The 14,782-nt window shown below is 49.8% G+C and carries 14 protein-coding genes; 2 read left to right on the forward strand and 12 right to left on the reverse strand.

Annotated elements, in window-relative coordinates; translation table 11 throughout:
• Positions 1–121: 121 nt before the first annotated feature.
• On the forward strand, positions 122–1,303 hold the full coding sequence (locus tag B3P58_RS03710) for a response regulator (RefSeq protein ID WP_230330622.1): 1,182 nt from the start codon (positions 122–124) through the stop codon (positions 1,301–1,303).
• Positions 1,304–1,322: 19 nt separating this feature from the next.
• On the opposite strand, the gene B3P58_RS03715 is transcribed toward B3P58_RS03710, so the two are convergent.
• Both B3P58_RS03715 and B3P58_RS03720 read right to left on the reverse strand, forming a co-directional pair.
• Positions 1,323–2,180 carry a class I SAM-dependent methyltransferase gene (locus B3P58_RS03715; protein ID WP_286716131.1) on the reverse strand — a complete coding sequence of 286 codons (858 nt, stop codon included), beginning with the start codon at positions 2,178–2,180 and terminating at the stop codon, positions 1,323–1,325.
• 43 nt (positions 2,181–2,223) lie between these two features.
• Positions 2,224–3,213 (reverse strand): LysR family transcriptional regulator, encoded by a 990-nt coding sequence (locus tag B3P58_RS03720; RefSeq protein WP_145466283.1) that lies wholly within the window; start codon positions 3,211–3,213, stop codon positions 2,224–2,226.
• A 192-nt stretch (positions 3,214–3,405) separates the two neighbouring features.
• On the opposite strand from B3P58_RS03720, the gene B3P58_RS03725 reads away from it, so the two are divergent.
• Positions 3,406–4,032 carry a GNAT family N-acetyltransferase gene (locus B3P58_RS03725; protein WP_230331299.1) on the forward strand — a complete coding sequence of 209 codons (627 nt, stop codon included), beginning with the start codon at positions 3,406–3,408 and terminating at the stop codon, positions 4,030–4,032.
• Between the two features lie 22 nt (positions 4,033–4,054).
• Here the strand turns inward: B3P58_RS03725 and B3P58_RS03730 are convergent, their stop codons facing one another.
• From B3P58_RS03730 to phrB, 10 genes are all read right to left on the reverse strand, one after another.
• Positions 4,055–6,139, reverse strand: a complete 2,085-nt coding sequence (locus B3P58_RS03730) for a TonB-dependent receptor plug domain-containing protein (RefSeq protein ID WP_286716133.1) — start codon at positions 6,137–6,139, stop codon at positions 4,055–4,057.
• 142 nt (positions 6,140–6,281) lie between these two features.
• The gene (locus B3P58_RS03735; protein ID WP_286716134.1) at positions 6,282–7,007 is read right to left on the reverse strand and encodes a hypothetical protein; all 726 of its coding nucleotides are present in this window, start codon (positions 7,005–7,007) and stop codon (positions 6,282–6,284) included.
• A gap of 2 nt (positions 7,008–7,009) precedes the next feature.
• Positions 7,010–7,480: a DUF2878 domain-containing protein gene (locus tag B3P58_RS03740; protein WP_286716136.1), complete on the reverse strand. Its 471-nt coding sequence runs from the start codon at positions 7,478–7,480 to the stop codon at positions 7,010–7,012.
• Between the two features lie 40 nt (positions 7,481–7,520).
• Positions 7,521–8,777, reverse strand: coding sequence for an SAM-dependent methyltransferase (locus B3P58_RS03745; RefSeq protein WP_286716138.1), 1,257 nt, complete (start codon positions 8,775–8,777; stop codon positions 7,521–7,523).
• Complete coding sequence (locus B3P58_RS03750; RefSeq protein ID WP_286716139.1) at positions 8,774–9,748, reverse strand: DUF1365 domain-containing protein; 975 nt, start codon at positions 9,746–9,748, stop codon at positions 8,774–8,776. The genes B3P58_RS03745 and B3P58_RS03750 overlap by 4 nt, the downstream gene beginning before the upstream one ends.
• Entirely contained in the window at positions 9,745–11,004 is a 1,260-nt protein-coding gene (locus B3P58_RS03755; protein WP_225693158.1) for an NAD(P)/FAD-dependent oxidoreductase, read from the reverse strand. Before B3P58_RS03755 ends, B3P58_RS03750 begins: the two co-directional genes overlap by 4 nt.
• Positions 11,001–11,786: an SDR family NAD(P)-dependent oxidoreductase gene (locus B3P58_RS03760; protein WP_286716140.1), complete on the reverse strand. Its 786-nt coding sequence runs from the start codon at positions 11,784–11,786 to the stop codon at positions 11,001–11,003. The genes B3P58_RS03755 and B3P58_RS03760 overlap by 4 nt, the downstream gene beginning before the upstream one ends.
• Before the next feature lie 32 nt (positions 11,787–11,818).
• Positions 11,819–12,265, reverse strand: coding sequence for a nuclear transport factor 2 family protein (locus tag B3P58_RS03765; protein ID WP_286716149.1), 447 nt, complete (start codon positions 12,263–12,265; stop codon positions 11,819–11,821).
• Positions 12,266–12,267: 2 nt separating this feature from the next.
• On the reverse strand, positions 12,268–13,263 hold the full coding sequence (locus B3P58_RS03770) for an acyl-CoA desaturase (RefSeq protein WP_286716141.1): 996 nt from the start codon (positions 13,261–13,263) through the stop codon (positions 12,268–12,270).
• Positions 13,256–14,719, reverse strand: coding sequence for a deoxyribodipyrimidine photo-lyase (gene phrB / locus B3P58_RS03775; RefSeq protein WP_286716142.1), 1,464 nt, complete (start codon positions 14,717–14,719; stop codon positions 13,256–13,258). Before phrB ends, B3P58_RS03770 begins: the two co-directional genes overlap by 8 nt.
• Positions 14,720–14,782 lie beyond the last annotated feature (63 nt).

Raw genomic sequence — 14,782 nt, forward strand, 5'->3', positions numbered from 1 at the left:
TGTTGTTATCTCCGTTGCCGGAATGAAGACTCATTTTGGTGGCCCTAGATCATCCCGCAGGCTGGCGGGATGTGTCTTCCTCGACTAAACATTGAGAAGGACTGGATTTGATGGATCGACTATGACGACGCGATATAAAGCAGTTGTACTCAGCAAAAAATCTAATGAACAGCTGAGTGACCTGTTGGACGAAAAATACCATTTACTGCAGGCCGACAGCGTCTCTCAGACGCAGCAGCTGGCGCAGGAACACGACCTCAAACTGATTCTGATTGATGGCAACAGCATTCCCTCGGATGCTGTCATTGATACCTGTCGTCAGCTGAAAGACAACAGCGAGCTTCCGGTTGTTGTGCTGGAAAACGAAGAAACGCTGCAGCATAAACTCGATGCCTATGACGCCGGCTGCGATGATTACCTGTCGCCGTCGATGATGTTTGAACTGAAAGCCCGTCTCGACCGGGTGCTGTTCAATAAAATTGCCAACGACCAGCTGAAGATGCAGCTGAAACAAGCCAACGAAATGGCCTTTATCGCCATGTCTGATACGTCCGATCTGGGCGTGAATATCCAGTTTCTGCTCGATGTGAACCGCTGCAGCAATATTGATGAGCTGGGTATGCGCCTGTTTCAGGCGCTGCAGAGTTACGGCATTAACTGCAGTCTGCAGATGCGCAGCCGTTATGGCGTAAAGAATATGGAAGCCAACGGCATGGCCAAGGATATGGAATCTGTGCTGATGAGCGAATGCAAAGACAAAGGCCGTTATGTCGATTTTGGCCGCCGCTCCATTATGAATTATGGTGGCGTGTCGCTGCTGGTGAAAAATATGCCGGTGGATGACGAGAAAAAATACGGCGCCATTAAAGATAATGTTTTCTCGCTGTTGCAGGGCTGTGATGCGCGTATTCAGGCACTGGATAACTTACAGTCGCTGGCGCTGGAAAGCCGCCTGGTAAAGCGCCTGAGTGGCCAGATGAGCTATATGATGTCAGCGGTGGATGTGTCTTATCAGAATGTGATGCGCGATATCGCCGATGTGGTTGAAAACATGGCCGATGGGGTAGAGCAGAGCCTGCAGTTTCTGGGAATGGATGAGCGTCAGGAAGCTGCAATGCAGAAGATAATGGAAACCGGCATCGCTGAAACCAACCGCGTTTTTAACGAGGGTATCCGGGTGGATGAAGGGCTTAATGTGTTTCTGCAGAAGGTTGACCGGGTCTTTTCTGCCGACCATGTTGATCCGCAGGAGGTACAGGCTCTGCTGGATATGATGCCGAAAAATGACGACACCGAATCATAATCATTAAACCGACAGCCTCTCAGAGAGGCTTACGGAAACGCAGCGTCATGCGGTCGCTTTCACCAACAGCCAGATATCTGGCTTTATCAGTTTCACCCAGCCGCAGTGTCGGTGGTAAGGTCCACACCCCGGCAGGATAGTTTTTACTGTCGGCGGGGTTAGCATTGATTTCACTGCTTGCTTCCAGAATAAATCCAGCCTTTTCAGCCAGTTTCTGCACGTAGGCTTCACTGACATAGCCGGACTTAATCATCTGTGCACGGCTGAACTGCGGTGGTGCCCTGTGTTCAACCACGCCCAGAACCCCTCCTGCTTTAAGAGCAACAAACATGCTGTTAAACACCGCTTGCTCCTGATCGTTGCGCATCCAGTTATGTACATTACGGAATGTCAGAATACGGTCGGCCTGTATCTCAGCGGTTAACTGGTTCTGGCGTGGCGGCTCAAGCATTCGCACATGAACCGGCCCGTATGGCTGGTCTGATTGTACAAACTCCCGGTCAAATGCCGCACGGCTGTTACGGAAAAACGTGACCGGAGAATCCGCTGCCCAGTGGGCGGCAATAAACCGGCCCTTATCCCGCAGATAAGGTGCCAGAATGCGACTGTACCAACCCGCGCCCGGCCAGATTTCCACCACCGTGTGATGGGGTTCAAGCTGAAAAAAGGTCAGTGTTTCGGCCGGATGGCGATAATGGTCACGGGCACGGTCTGCTGCTGGGCGGACACTGCTGTTGACCTGTGTGGCGACGGTGTTGCTGCTCAGGGATGCGGCATTTGGGTTACCGGCCGGACTGCTGCAGCCGCTGAGCGAAACCGCTAATGCTGCACTGAATGTGATCAGCAGGGTGGTGGATAAAGCATTCCTGGCCAGCATAAAACATCCCTGTGCAAGTGTGTCGGATCGGGTGGGGCCATGCTCAGTGCACGGCCGGTTTCTGTACGTCGTCTGCTTTGCTTTTGTCTCCGTTTGGACAAGCGCTTTCCAGCAGCTCCACTTCCCAGGGTGGGTTTGGACGGATGCTGTCGATAACAAAATCGACAAAGCTGCGGACTTTGGCCGACAGATGACGGTTGCTGGGGTACAGCGCATGAATCGGGCTGGCTTCAAACGGCCAGTCGCACAGCACCGGTACCAGATTACCTGCACGGATAGCCGGGGCGGCAATCAGCATTGGCACGGGGGAAATACCGGCGCCCGACAGCGTCAGGGCATACAGGCTGGCAAAATCATTAACCTGCAACCGTGGTTTAACCTGAACGGTGTACTGCTCTTCTCTTGGACCACTCATTGGCCATTGCAGCCACTGGGAGCCGGTCAGCAGGCGGTGTTCGTGCAATTGCTCCGGGTGGTTCGGCATGCCGTGACGTTCCAGATATTCCGGACTGGCACACAGGATGGCGCGAACATCTCCCAGATAGCGGCCGATCAGGGATGAATCTTCCAGCTGGCCAATGCGGAATGCGACGTCGATCCCTTCCTGCACCAGATCCAGACGCTGATCAGACAAGACCAGATCAACCATCACCTGTGGGTGTTGTTCCATAAATTCGGCCACCAGACTCGACAATACGGTCGAGCCGAACAGGACTGGTGCGGTGATACGCAGGGTTCCCGTTGGCGTGCTCTGCATCTGGGTAACGGCGATATTGGCTTCTTCAATTTCGCTGAGAATGCGTGCGCAGTGGTTGTAGTAAGCGTTGCCGGTATCGGTCAGGCGCAGGCTGCGGGTGGTGCGCTGGATAAGGCGTACGCCGAGGCGTTCTTCCAGCTGGGTGATCTTGCGGCTGACCGTGGACTTGGGCAGACCAAGGTTTTTGGCGGCTCCGGTAAAGCTGCCGGCTTCTACAACATGAACGAAGATAGCCATCTCGTTCAGGTCAAATTCTTCACGCTTACCAATCAACATGGGACAGTTCCTCTTGCGAATGGATTCAGTATGGGGGCTATTTGTGAATTTTAAAGGTGATTTTGGAACAATAGCTATAAAAAAAACATGATTAGCTAAAAATTGCTGTCTTTAGTGGCTTGTCTGCCTCTGGACGTCGATCGTTCAAAAATGTACCTTGGTACCAAAATAATAAAAGATCAGGAATTCTGTATGCGTGATCTGAGTTTCCGTCCCTGTGTGGGAGCTGATGCCCGTGCCGCTGTGCCACTGATTTACAGTTCTGGTCCCGGAGCTTTTAACTACGTGTTCTGCAGTCGTCATGAACAGGAGGCGCAGAATTTTCTCCACCATGCATTCAGCAATGGTCGTTCCGAGTTTGGTTTTCAGCAACATCTGGCAGCGGTGATCGATGGCGAAGTGGTGGGGGTCGGCGCCTTGCGCACGCAGGCGGAAAGTGCGGGATTTATGCTGGCGGCGATACGTGATATCGGCAGCTTTTATGCTGCCCGGCAAGTGCCGGGAGTCATGTTCCGCGGCTTGCGCACTGAGCGGGTGATCCGTCCGCCACAGGCAAACCGCGGATTAATCTATCAGCTGGGCGTTAAGCCGGAAATGCGCGGTCGCGGTATTGGTGAGCAGCTGGTAGAGCAACTGATTCTCCGTGCGCAGACTCTGAGTCTGACCCATGTTGCTCTGGATGTCGCCGATAATAATCCGCGGGCGCGGGCGTTATATCTGCGCTTGGGCTTTAAGCCACGGGTCATCCGTCACGGAGGTTTTCAGTCTGCTTTCGGCGGCATTGGCAGCCATGAATATATGGAAAAGCCCATCGTCTGATGGGCTTATCTGGCTGTCGTTCTCAGATTTTGGCTTTAATACCGAACGAGATAATGGTCGGTAAATCGGTAACCTCTTCTTTTTCGCTGTAATCCGCCCCTTTGTATTCGTAGCCGGTGACGTTATCACGTCCGTACAGGTTCAGGATTTCTGCGTAAAAGTCCATTTCCCAGCCACTGAAGCGGTAGGTACGGTCAGCACGTACATCCAGTTTGTGATAGGCCGGTAGGCGTTCGGAATTCAGATTGCCGGGGAAAGCAGTGTATTTTCCTTCCGCGTCAGGGCCTTCCACATAAGCCAGGGGCGTTACCAACTGGCCACTCTGGTAGCGCCATTTAAAGCCGACCTGCCAGTCTTTATTCAATTTGTAATTTGCCACGCTGTTAATAATCACCGGCTGATCGTAGTTAAAACTGAAATCATCACCGGTCAGATTATTGGTGCGGAAGGTGCGTGAGTAGGCCACCGATACCCAGCCATACCAGCGTTCGGTCAGGTTTTTATTCAGGAAAAATTCCATACCCCAGGCCTTGCCATCTGCGTCATTGGTGTAACGTGGCAGATTATTGTATTCGTCCTCTGAAAGTTCGTCGTAATAAAGCTCTTTTCTCGGACGAGAGGTAATAATGTTGTCCAGATCCTTATAATAAACCTCGACTTTCCACAGCATATCGTTGGCCAGCTGATTTTCAATGCCCAGCTCGTAGTGCGTCGCGGTTGGCTGCTTCAGATCCGGGTTACCGAAGGGGGCGACATAATCACCAAAATTATCCGGCAGAATATGGTGGCGGCCATAGGCGCTGGTAAACCACCAGTTATTAGTGAACTGCCAGCGGCTTTGCAGGCGAGGTTCACCGAAATACTGCTCGGTATAATCATCATAGGACAGCGCAACACCAGGTGTCAGCGTCCAGTTCTGAGTCACATCCCAGGCATCGGCAAAATGAACGTCGTAATGGTAAATGGTTGGTTTTCCTCTACCTTCTAATATTTCTGTTCCATCGGAAATATTGCAGTCGAAATCAGACTTGTTTTCATCGCAAGGTGTGCCTGTGAAACGGCCTTTATAACTGAGCTGGCTTTCTGTTAATTCCACACCCCAGCGTAATTCATGCTGGTAATTCAGCGGATAGCTGAACTGGCTGCGCAGGTTATAGTCATTTACTTTGACGTCGATTTTGTTATCGCTGCCGATATTGAAGCCAAACTTTTGTTCCATTTGTGACAGAGCGATTTTATGGCTCATGCCACTGGTATAGAATTTTTCCCAGACCAGCCCCTGACTGTTGAAAAAGGCTTCGAAAGCCAGTCCGCCGGATAATCCGGGGTCCTGTTTTAAAGTGTCAGAATCTTCGGCAAATACCAAGCCGGCTTTATCGCGTGAGCCAATGGCCTGGAATGACAGAGTCTCCGTAGCGCTGATGCGGTACTCATATTTTCCCTGATAATCGTAATATTCCGGTACGGTTGTGAATTCAAAGTCTTCGTCATCGAGAAAGTTCTCGATGTAGTACTGAAACAGACTCTGGCGTGCAGCAATATAAAAACTCTGATTTTCGCTGAGCGGTTGTTCGATAAAAATACCGGCCTTCAGCAGGCTTGCGTCAATAATAAACTGGCTGCGGTCGTAGTAGGGAGAACGTGATGTTGCATCAATAACCGCGCCGGTTGCATTGTTGTATTGCGCCGGAAACGCTGCAGTTTCGAGGGTAAAATCTTCAACGACGTTATCGCTAAGAATACTGGACGAGTCGGTATGGAAAATATAACCAACGGGAATAAAATCAATAATATAAGCATTGTCATCCGGGGATGAACCACGCACGGCCGGTGCCGATGTTCTTCCTCCGGTAAAGGTCACACCGGGAAGACTCTCAATTGCGCGCAAAGGGTCATTACCTGAACCGGGAATCTTTAACAGCTTTTCTGTGGAAATCTCGGTCAGTTTCTCCTCTTTTCCACTGATCTGTACAGTATCCAGTTCAATAGCTTCAGTTTCATCAGCACTGGCCGGGGCAGCAAAAAGGAGGCCGGAGATCAGCAGGCCAGCCAGCTGTACCTGTGCTGAGAGTGCGGTGCGTTTAGGCAATGCCATCGGTGATTTCATCGGACGTTTTCCCTGTTGATAATTCACAGATATAGTCATAATAGAGCTGATGTTAGCAGGTAAAGATGAATGCAAGGTGAACCATTGAGCGGTTTTGCTGTCATCTGCGCCGTGGCCTGAAGAAATAAGCCGGACGGCGCCATCAGTTCGGGCAATCCCCCGGATATTCATAACGGATATCTGCGTGATAGGTATTACCAGCGGAATCTATAATGTTACTCAGGCCACGATAACGCAGCAGGCGCTGACTGTCGCGCTCATAGGTCAGCTCTATCGGGTCCAGCAACCAGGCCAGCAGGCGCGATTTCAGGCGCATGCTGAGCACCAGCTGACGATCATCCAGCGATGTCTTCTCCAACCGGAAATTAACAAGATCCTGACGGGCTGCAGAAGCAAAACTGAAGCTCACCTCTTTACCTGACAGTAACGATTGCCAATGAAGACGTACAAATTCGTCAAATCCGGCATCAATGACCAGGTTTTCCGGTAATTCTGTAAGGAGAGTCTTCTGTTCTTCTGCTGCAGAATTTTCCTGCAGGCTCAATAGCAGGCTGCCATCATCATTATATCTGGCCTGCTCATGATAATGATGGCGTAAGTCCTGCAAGCGGAAGTCGGGTGCTTCCGGGTTACTGAAGTATTGATTTTCCTTTTGTGCTATCAGCTTTCCATCGGCATTAAAGTAACTGACGTTACGCCGGTAAGGTTTATCACCGCGCAGCTGCAAACGGTGCTTTTCACAGTAAAGCAGCTGCCGGGGGTTGTCCGGTGCATAAGCCTTTCCGGAATAGATCATAACCTCAGTGACGCCTGCCTGTGCATTAAGGATAAGGCCTGCCAACAATACTTTAACTGAAGTGGTTAACATGATTATCGCTCCCGACGAAAAAGGGCAACCGCCCCCAACAATAATGCCCAGGCGGAAGCTATCAGCAGTAACGCTGGTGATGTCAGCTGTACCGCATCAAACAGTGAGCCTGCGTAATAACTCCAGGGGGCTGCAACAGCACCAAGGGTTGCGGCCAATAATGGCTTTTTCAGCAACCAGGCCATCGAGTGATACAGGGTTGCTGAAAAAGCTGTCCACAGCAGAATCAGCCACAGTGGTATCAGTGGGCCTTCGTAAGAAGGAAATGTCAGCAAATCAAGATTCAGTAATAAACTGTCAAACAGCGTTCCTACCAGTGTGATCGTAATAATCAGCCACAATTCTCCGGTTTTAAGCTGACACCAGTGCCAAAACATAAATAGCGAAACGCAGAGAGAAGCCCATAAGTTTCCGCCAATGACACAGGCAATCCAGCACAGCTGAAAACCGATAATATTCAGCAGAAGAGCCATTTTTTTACTGCTTACCATTGCGTTCATTGGCAGGTTCATATCAGCTCAGATTACCCAATAGTGGTGGACGGCGATTTAATGGTTTGGCGAATACCAGCTGAACATCACCGATTACCCGCTCGGCAAATCCGCCTTCGCAGTAGGCAAAATAAAAGTCCCATAAACGGATAAAGGTTTCATCATAGCCAAGGGCCATAATCTGCTCACGGTTACTGAGAAAACGCTTACGCCATGCATCCAGCGTGCGCGCATAATGGGGAGTAATATCCTCCATATGAATCATTTTCATATCACTTGCGCGTGTAACAGCCTGACTGATGGCCGTGACGCAGGGAATGAAGCTGCCCGGGAATATATAGCGCTTAATAAAATCGACTTCATTTTTGGCCTGATCATAGCGCTGGTCATCAATCGTGATCGCCTGAATAAGGGCAATACCGTCATCTTTCAGCAGCCGGCTGCAGGTTGCTATGTAGGTATCCAGATACTGATGTCCAACGGCTTCAATCATTTCAACAGAAACTAACTTATCGTACTGGCCTTCCAGCGCCCGATAATCCTTTTTTAACAGCGTGATTTTATCTTCCAGTCCTTCTTCGTGCACACGCCGTTCAGCCCAGGCATACTGCTCTTCAGAAATGGTGGTTGTGGTGACTTTGCAGCCATAGTGTTTAGCTGCATGAATTGCCATGCTGCCCCAGCCTGTACCGATTTCCACCAGATGATCTGCCGCTGTGAGCTGCAACTTCTGGCAGATACGATCCAGCTTGTACACCGACGCTTCTTCCATGCTGGATGTTTCTGTAGGGAATATACCGCTGGAGTACATCATGGTCGGGTCCAGAAACAGCTCAAACATTTCGTTACCCAGATCATAGTGAGCAGCAATATTCCGGCGTGAACCTTTCTCTGTATTGCGATTAAGGTAATGAAAGCCTTTCAGCAGTAATTTTCCAAAGCTGGCCAGTCCGCCGTCGATGCTGTCAACCACGTCTTTGTTGCGTGCGAGCACCCGGATCAGCATGGGAAGGTTTTCACTTGTCCAATCACCGGTCATATAAGACTCACCCGCTCCGACGCTGCCGTTAAGAGCAATATTGCGGTAAGCCTCCGCATCCAGTATTTCAATTGCAGCACTGAATTCTGTAACGGCCGGATTGCCAAAAATATGCTGCTGATCTCCTTCTTTCAGGCGTATACAACCGGTATGAAGGTTTTCCAGTGTATTTAACAGTGCGTTCCGGCATAAGCGGTCGAGCCAGTGCATTTTTTCCGGATTCATCGTCAGAGTTTTCATCGCATTTGCTCCCGGCCAGAGCTGGCCTCAGACTTGTTATTGAGTTTTGTTTCAGGTGAAGGTTTACCCGGATGATCGTAAAAAGGTGAACGGCGCAGCCAAAGCTTAAAAGCACTCCAGTAAATACCGGCGACAACTTTCAGAGTCATCAATGGAAAACGCCACAGCACTTTACTCATCATGGCACGGGAAAATTCCCGCCTTTCCAGCTTCATCGTTGCATCGAAATCTTTATGACCCTGGTTCGCAAGGTTAAAGGTATCCATATGAATCAGCAGATCTTCTGCCGGATTCTGAATGACCCAGCGGTACTCCATGGCCATTGGATTAAATGGTGAGACATGAAAGTCTTTATTAAAACGGTATTCGTAGCCGTGAAATCCTTTAAAAGAAGCACTGACCAAATGACGGGCAGGTACGATGCCCTGCTGTTTCTCTATCGTTGTGTTATCGGCGGTTGTGTTACCAGCAGTTGTGTTATTGCTGGTTGATAGCGTGTAGTGAAAACGCTCGTTCCAGGGGGTATTGGTAATTTCTGCAAGAATACCGGCAAGACTACCATCGCTGCGGTAGCCAAAATAAAATGTAACCGGGTTTATCAGGTAACCAAAGCTGCGCAGGTTGGTGAGCATGGAAACCCGCTCGACCCGTTCATTTAACTCCTGATAAAAGGTATTGACCAATAAACGCTTGAGATCCGACGGTTGGTCACAGATCTTATGTTCAGCAGCGAAATAGTCATCACGACAGAAGCGGACCAAGGCCATACCTTTACTGCCGCATTTCCACAGCGGATGCCGTGCCAGTACCTGTTCTGCTTCATCCAGATCAAGCAGTACCATAAAAACCTGGTATTTAAAGGCGTTATCTGTCCGAGTAAAGCGGCGATGGCGAACCCAGCCAGTATAAATCGCGCTGTGCCGGATCTGAGCAGATGGTCGGCCTGAAGGCTTTTGCTGCTGGAATATCACAGCGACACTCCCAGTGATTCAGTAACGCGCAAAGCACTTTTAACGCCGTCTTCGTGAAAACCATTAAACCAGTAAGCACCACAGAAATGGCTGCGGTTATGACCACTGATTTCAGCATGACGTTGTTGTGCCGCCATACCTTGCAGAGTGAACACCGGGTGTGCATAACGGAAAGATCGCAGGATTTTTTTCGGGTCAATATCTCTGGTCTTATTCAGCGTAACGCAGAAATCAACCGGAGCATCATCAAAGTTCTGCAGGCGGTTCATATAGTAGGTTACCGCGACGGTATCCTGATCTTTTTGACCGATATGGTAATTCCAGGCCGCCCATGCCTTTTTGTTTTCCGGAAGAATACTGCTGTCGGTATGCAATACGACATCATTCATTTTATAAGGAATTGCCCCCAGAATTTCCTGCTCTTCTGCGGTTGGATGGGCAAGCATCTTCAGCGCCTGATCACTGTGACAGGCGAAAATAACCTGGGAATAGCGTTCAGCTCCCCGTGATGAATACAGCATAACGCCCTGATCATCACGCTCTACCCGGGTAACTTCCGTATTCAGATAGATATGGCCCGCTTCCAGATCCTGCTCTATGCGGCGTACGTAACTGCGTGAGCCATTACTGATTACCCGCCATTGTGGCCTTTCATCCACGCTGAGCATGCCGTGGTTGTTGAAAAAGCGCAGGAAGAAGTACAGAGGGAAATCCATCATCATGGCTTCGCTGGCTGACCAGATCGCAGCGCCCATGGGGATGATGTAATAGCGGCGGAAGTAATCGCTGTAGCCTTTGCGGATCAGGTATTCCCCCAGTGTTTCGCTGTTGCTTACACTGCCGGATGCGAGTTCTGCGCGGGTTTCTTTGTTGAATTTCAGAATATCCCTGATCATCCAGAGAAAACGCAGGTTGAAAATGTTACTGCGCTGGGCAAAGAGAGAGTCCAGAGAATGGCCGTTGTATTCCATTCCCGATCGCTCGCATTTAACACTGAAGCTCATATCCGAGTTTTCAGCGGCAACACCCAGTCGGTCCATAAGACGAATAAAGTCAGGATAGGTCCAGTCGTTAAAGACAATAAATCCACTGTTAACCGGATAGGTTTTTCCTGCGACCTCAATATCATTGGTCTGAGTATGCCCGCCGAGATAGTCACCGGCTTCATACAGATGGACATCGTATTTTTCACGTAACAGCCAGGCACTGGTCAGGCCGGAAATTCCGGAACCGATAATCGCAATACGTTCTTTCATGAGTGATGGTCTCCGGTTTCAGGTTGTGGATTGTTACGTGCCATAGCGCTGGTTATTTTCAGTCGCAGGCGGGCAGGCAATGCACCTGTCAGGCGTAGTATCAGGGTGAATAAAAATGGGAACCGGATTTCCAGGCGACGTTTTTTCAGTCCCCGAATAATGATATCTGCAGCACTTTCAGCATCGATTTTTCCGGGCATTGGAAAGTCATTGCGATCTGTCAGGGGAGTCTGAACAAACCCGGGAGATATAATGCCAACATCAATCCCTTTGTGTTTCAGATCCGCCTGCATGCACTGGAGAAAATGGCGTACAGCTGCTTTGCTGGCACCGTAGGCCTGAGCACGTGGCATCGCCAGCCAGGTCACACTACTGCTCATGCCGGCAATATAACCCTGTTGGCTTTTCTCCAGCAGGGGCAGTGCGGCCTGAACGGTATTGACCAGACCGAAGAAATTGGTTTCATGAACGCGTCGGATTAATGCCCCATCAAAATGGTCGACATCGACATATTCACAGGTGCCGGCATTCGCGATTAAGGTATCGATATAGCCGAACTGGGCCTTAATAGCCGCTGCCGCAGCCAACATTTGTGCGGCATCAGTAATGTCAGCAACCTGAATGCTGACATTACTGTAATTTTCAGCCAGTTTTTGCAGAGCTATCGCATTGCGTGCACTGATTATCAGGTGACGGCACTGTTGCTGTAATTTATGCACAAGGGCTTCACCAATACCGCTTGATGCTCCGGTTAACCAGATAATCTGATCTGTCAGGGGCAAAGGGTTTTGCCTGTTCTTTATATTTCTGAGTGTCATTGCATGCGCTCCTTCAGCTTACGGATAACCCAGCCAAGCAGAGGAATATGCTCATACAGCATGGCACCGGCATCAAAAAAGTCGCGGTGATATACAATGCGGTTATTTTCCCAGCGCAGTTCACTGCAGCCTTCGATGGTAATCAACTCACCGTTACGCAGTCGCGGGTGACGAAAATTCATGGTCCAGCGCAACATACTGCGCTCATCCTGATGCCAGCTGCTGGTGAAAATAAAATCGATATGGTTAACGTTGCTGTACATGCCGATAAAATAGTCTGTCAGTTCGCGGATACCATGGATTTCATGGAAGGGATCGCTGAACGCAATATTGTCGGCATAGCAGGTGCTTAACAGCTCACGAGAAATGGTATCGCGGTTAAGGTGGTGGTATAGCGCCTGAAAGCGTTCAGCACTGTTACTGCCGGAAACTGCGGTAAGCATATTCACAGTGATTTCTCCTGCGATGTTTGCAGAGAGGTGTTACGGCCTTCCTCAAGAACATGGCGTGGAACCGGGCTTAGGTCGTACACAATTCCGATCCAGCTCATGAGTTTCAGAATCAGGTAGGTAATATCCAGCTCCCACCAATAAAATCCCTGGCGGGCTGATACTGCCCAGCGGTGATGATTGTTATGCCAGCCTTCGCCAAGAGTCAGCAGGGCCAGAAATGCGTTGTTGCGGCTTTCATCTTTCGTTGCAAAACGCTTTTTTCCCCAGATATGCCCCAGAGAATTAATAGTAACGGTAGAGTGAAACAGTAATACCGTAGAAATAAAGAAACCCCAGACAACCAGTTGCAGACCATTGGTGTTTAATTCCGGTGCCGCTACCGCTATCCATTCGCCGGCCAGAAACAGCAGTACAATAAGCAGTAAGGGAGCAACGCTGTCATAACGGTTCAGCCAGCGTAATTCGGGAAAGCGGGCAAAGTCTTTGATGCGCTGATACTGGGTGTTGAACGATGCATCACAGGTGAACCAGCCGGCATGACTCCACCAGAAACCACGCTTTACCGGTGAATGAAGGTCTTCATCGGTATCGGCATGCTGGTGATGAGCACGGTGATGAGCAGCCCACCAGAGTGGTCCGCGTTGTGCTGCCATATTGCCAAGTAAGGCGAAAATAAACTGCCAGAAGCGATTGGTTTTATAAGCCCGGTGAGAAAAATAACGGTGGTAAAAGGCTGTAATAGCAAACAGTCTTAACCAGTAAAGCGAAAAACACACTGCTAATGCCGTACTGCTTAACGGAAGAAAAAACGCCAGTAAACACAGCAGGTGAAGAATAATAAATGGCATAACCCTCAGCCAGTTAAATTCTGTACTGTGCATGTCGTCATCCTGACCGCTTTCAGAATCGAACCAGCGCATGATGTTACGCCACAGGTTCCCGTTACGTGGTGATCCTGTGGATGATGAAAGGCCGTCATTGTTATTCATGCTCATCTCCGGCATTGGCCGTGGTTAGCGTCTGTTTAAAAGCGTCCAGCGCCCGTTGGCGGGCAAATTTATGCTCTACCAATGGCGGTGGATAACCGCAACGCTGACGTTGCAGGTTGTCTGGCTGGTGACGTGATGCGCCGGGAAGATTGATTAATTCCGGGATATAGCGGGCGATAAAATCACCCGAGGCATCAAATCGTTGTGATTGAGTGGTTGGATTAAATATACGGAAATACGGTACGCCATCGGCACCGGTTGATGCACTCCATTGCCAGCCTCCATTATTGGAAGCCAGATCAGCATCAAGCAGCCACTGATTAAAAAAGGCTTCGCCTTTGCGCCAGTCAATCAGCAGATGTTTGGTTAAAAACATGGCGCTGATCATGCGCAGCCGGTTGTGCATCCAGCCTTCTGCAATAAGTTGTTTTTGTGCTGCATCAACAACCGGATAACCGGTACGACCTTCACACCAGGCTTTGAAATCCGCCTCGCTGTTGCGCCATGGAACCTGCTCGGTATCGGGTTTAAAGGCTTTGTGCTTGCACAGTTGTGGAAATGCGACCAGCAGATGACGATAAAATTCGCGCCAGATCAGCTCGCTGATCCAGCTGTCAAAACCGGGGCTGCCACCGGTAAAGCGGCCATTATTATGATCAAGTGCGACATGCAGGCACTGGCGCACAGAAATCAGACCTAATGACAGGTAAACCGATAAACGGCTGGTTGCATCTTCGGCAGGAAAATCACGCAGTTGTTTATAGGCACAGCCACGCTCTTCCGCAAAGCGGTTCAGACGCAGGTGAGCTTCGTCTTCTGTAGCGGGCCAGAGCGGATCTGCAACGGCTTTTATTGGTGGAGCACTGAGTAATAAACCGGATTGCGCCTTAATCAGATCTGTTAACGCTGACTGTATTTTCTGATCGCGTTGCTCTGGCCGTGGCAGCGGTGCTGCTATAACGCTTTCTGCCTTCTGAATCCAGGCGCGTTTAAATGGCGTAAAAACTTTAAACGGAAGATCCTGTTTGGTGCGTACTTCACCTGGGGGAACCACACACTGGTCATGGAATTTATACAGTGATATTTCCTGCTCACGGCACCAGCGGCCAAACTCGATATCGCGCCGGCGCTCGTTGACTTCATATTCGATATTAAAAGCTACCGAACGGATATTCAGCTGAATAATGATGCGCTGAAGAATCTGATTGCAGTCAGCAAATGTATTAGCCGTGAGAATCAGAAGAGGAATATTTAAAGACTCCAGTTCAGCCTTCAATGCCAGCATGGTGTTTTCCATCAGCTGTATTTTTCGCTCGCCTAAGCCATGCTGAAGCCATTGCTGACGGGTAACAAAAACGACGCCGACGACACCTTCTTCAATATGTTTGCAGGCATGCCACAGTGCAGGATTGTCGCGGCTGCGCAAATCGGTACGGAACCAGACTAACTGAGTCAATGGAAACCTCCGTTATGAGTATGTTTCTCTGCATTGTTGTCAGTGTTTTTTTCAGTGTTTTTT

It is taken from the genome of Thalassolituus sp. UBA2009, assembly GCF_002335285.1.
GTDB classification, from domain to species: Bacteria; Pseudomonadota; Gammaproteobacteria; order Pseudomonadales; family Oceanobacteraceae; genus Venatoribacter; species Venatoribacter alkanivorans.

What these genes read in the sequence shown, in the direction of transcription:
- B3P58_RS03730 (WP_286716133.1), bottom strand. Translation starts at nt 6,139, where the DNA reads ATGAAATCACCGATGGCATTGCCTAAACGCACCGCACTCTCAGCACAG.
- B3P58_RS03710 (WP_230330622.1), top strand. Translation starts at nt 122, where the DNA reads ATGACGACGCGATATAAAGCAGTTGTACTCAGCAAAAAATCTAATGAA.
- B3P58_RS03725 (WP_230331299.1), top strand. Translation starts at nt 3,406, where the DNA reads ATGCGTGATCTGAGTTTCCGTCCCTGTGTGGGAGCTGATGCCCGTGCC.
- B3P58_RS03745 (WP_286716138.1), bottom strand. Translation starts at nt 8,777, where the DNA reads ATGAAAACTCTGACGATGAATCCGGAAAAAATGCACTGGCTCGACCGC.
- B3P58_RS03735 (WP_286716134.1), bottom strand. Translation starts at nt 7,007, where the DNA reads ATGTTAACCACTTCAGTTAAAGTATTGTTGGCAGGCCTTATCCTTAAT.
- B3P58_RS03720 (WP_145466283.1), bottom strand. Translation starts at nt 3,213, where the DNA reads ATGTTGATTGGTAAGCGTGAAGAATTTGACCTGAACGAGATGGCTATC.
- B3P58_RS03770 (WP_286716141.1), bottom strand. Translation starts at nt 13,263, where the DNA reads ATGAATAACAATGACGGCCTTTCATCATCCACAGGATCACCACGTAAC.
- B3P58_RS03715 (WP_286716131.1), bottom strand. Translation starts at nt 2,180, where the DNA reads ATGCTGGCCAGGAATGCTTTATCCACCACCCTGCTGATCACATTCAGT.
- B3P58_RS03740 (WP_286716136.1), bottom strand. Translation starts at nt 7,480, where the DNA reads ATGGCTCTTCTGCTGAATATTATCGGTTTTCAGCTGTGCTGGATTGCC.
- B3P58_RS03765 (WP_286716149.1), bottom strand. Translation starts at nt 12,265, where the DNA reads ATGCTTACCGCAGTTTCCGGCAGTAACAGTGCTGAACGCTTTCAGGCG.
- B3P58_RS03755 (WP_225693158.1), bottom strand. Translation starts at nt 11,004, where the DNA reads ATGAAAGAACGTATTGCGATTATCGGTTCCGGAATTTCCGGCCTGACC.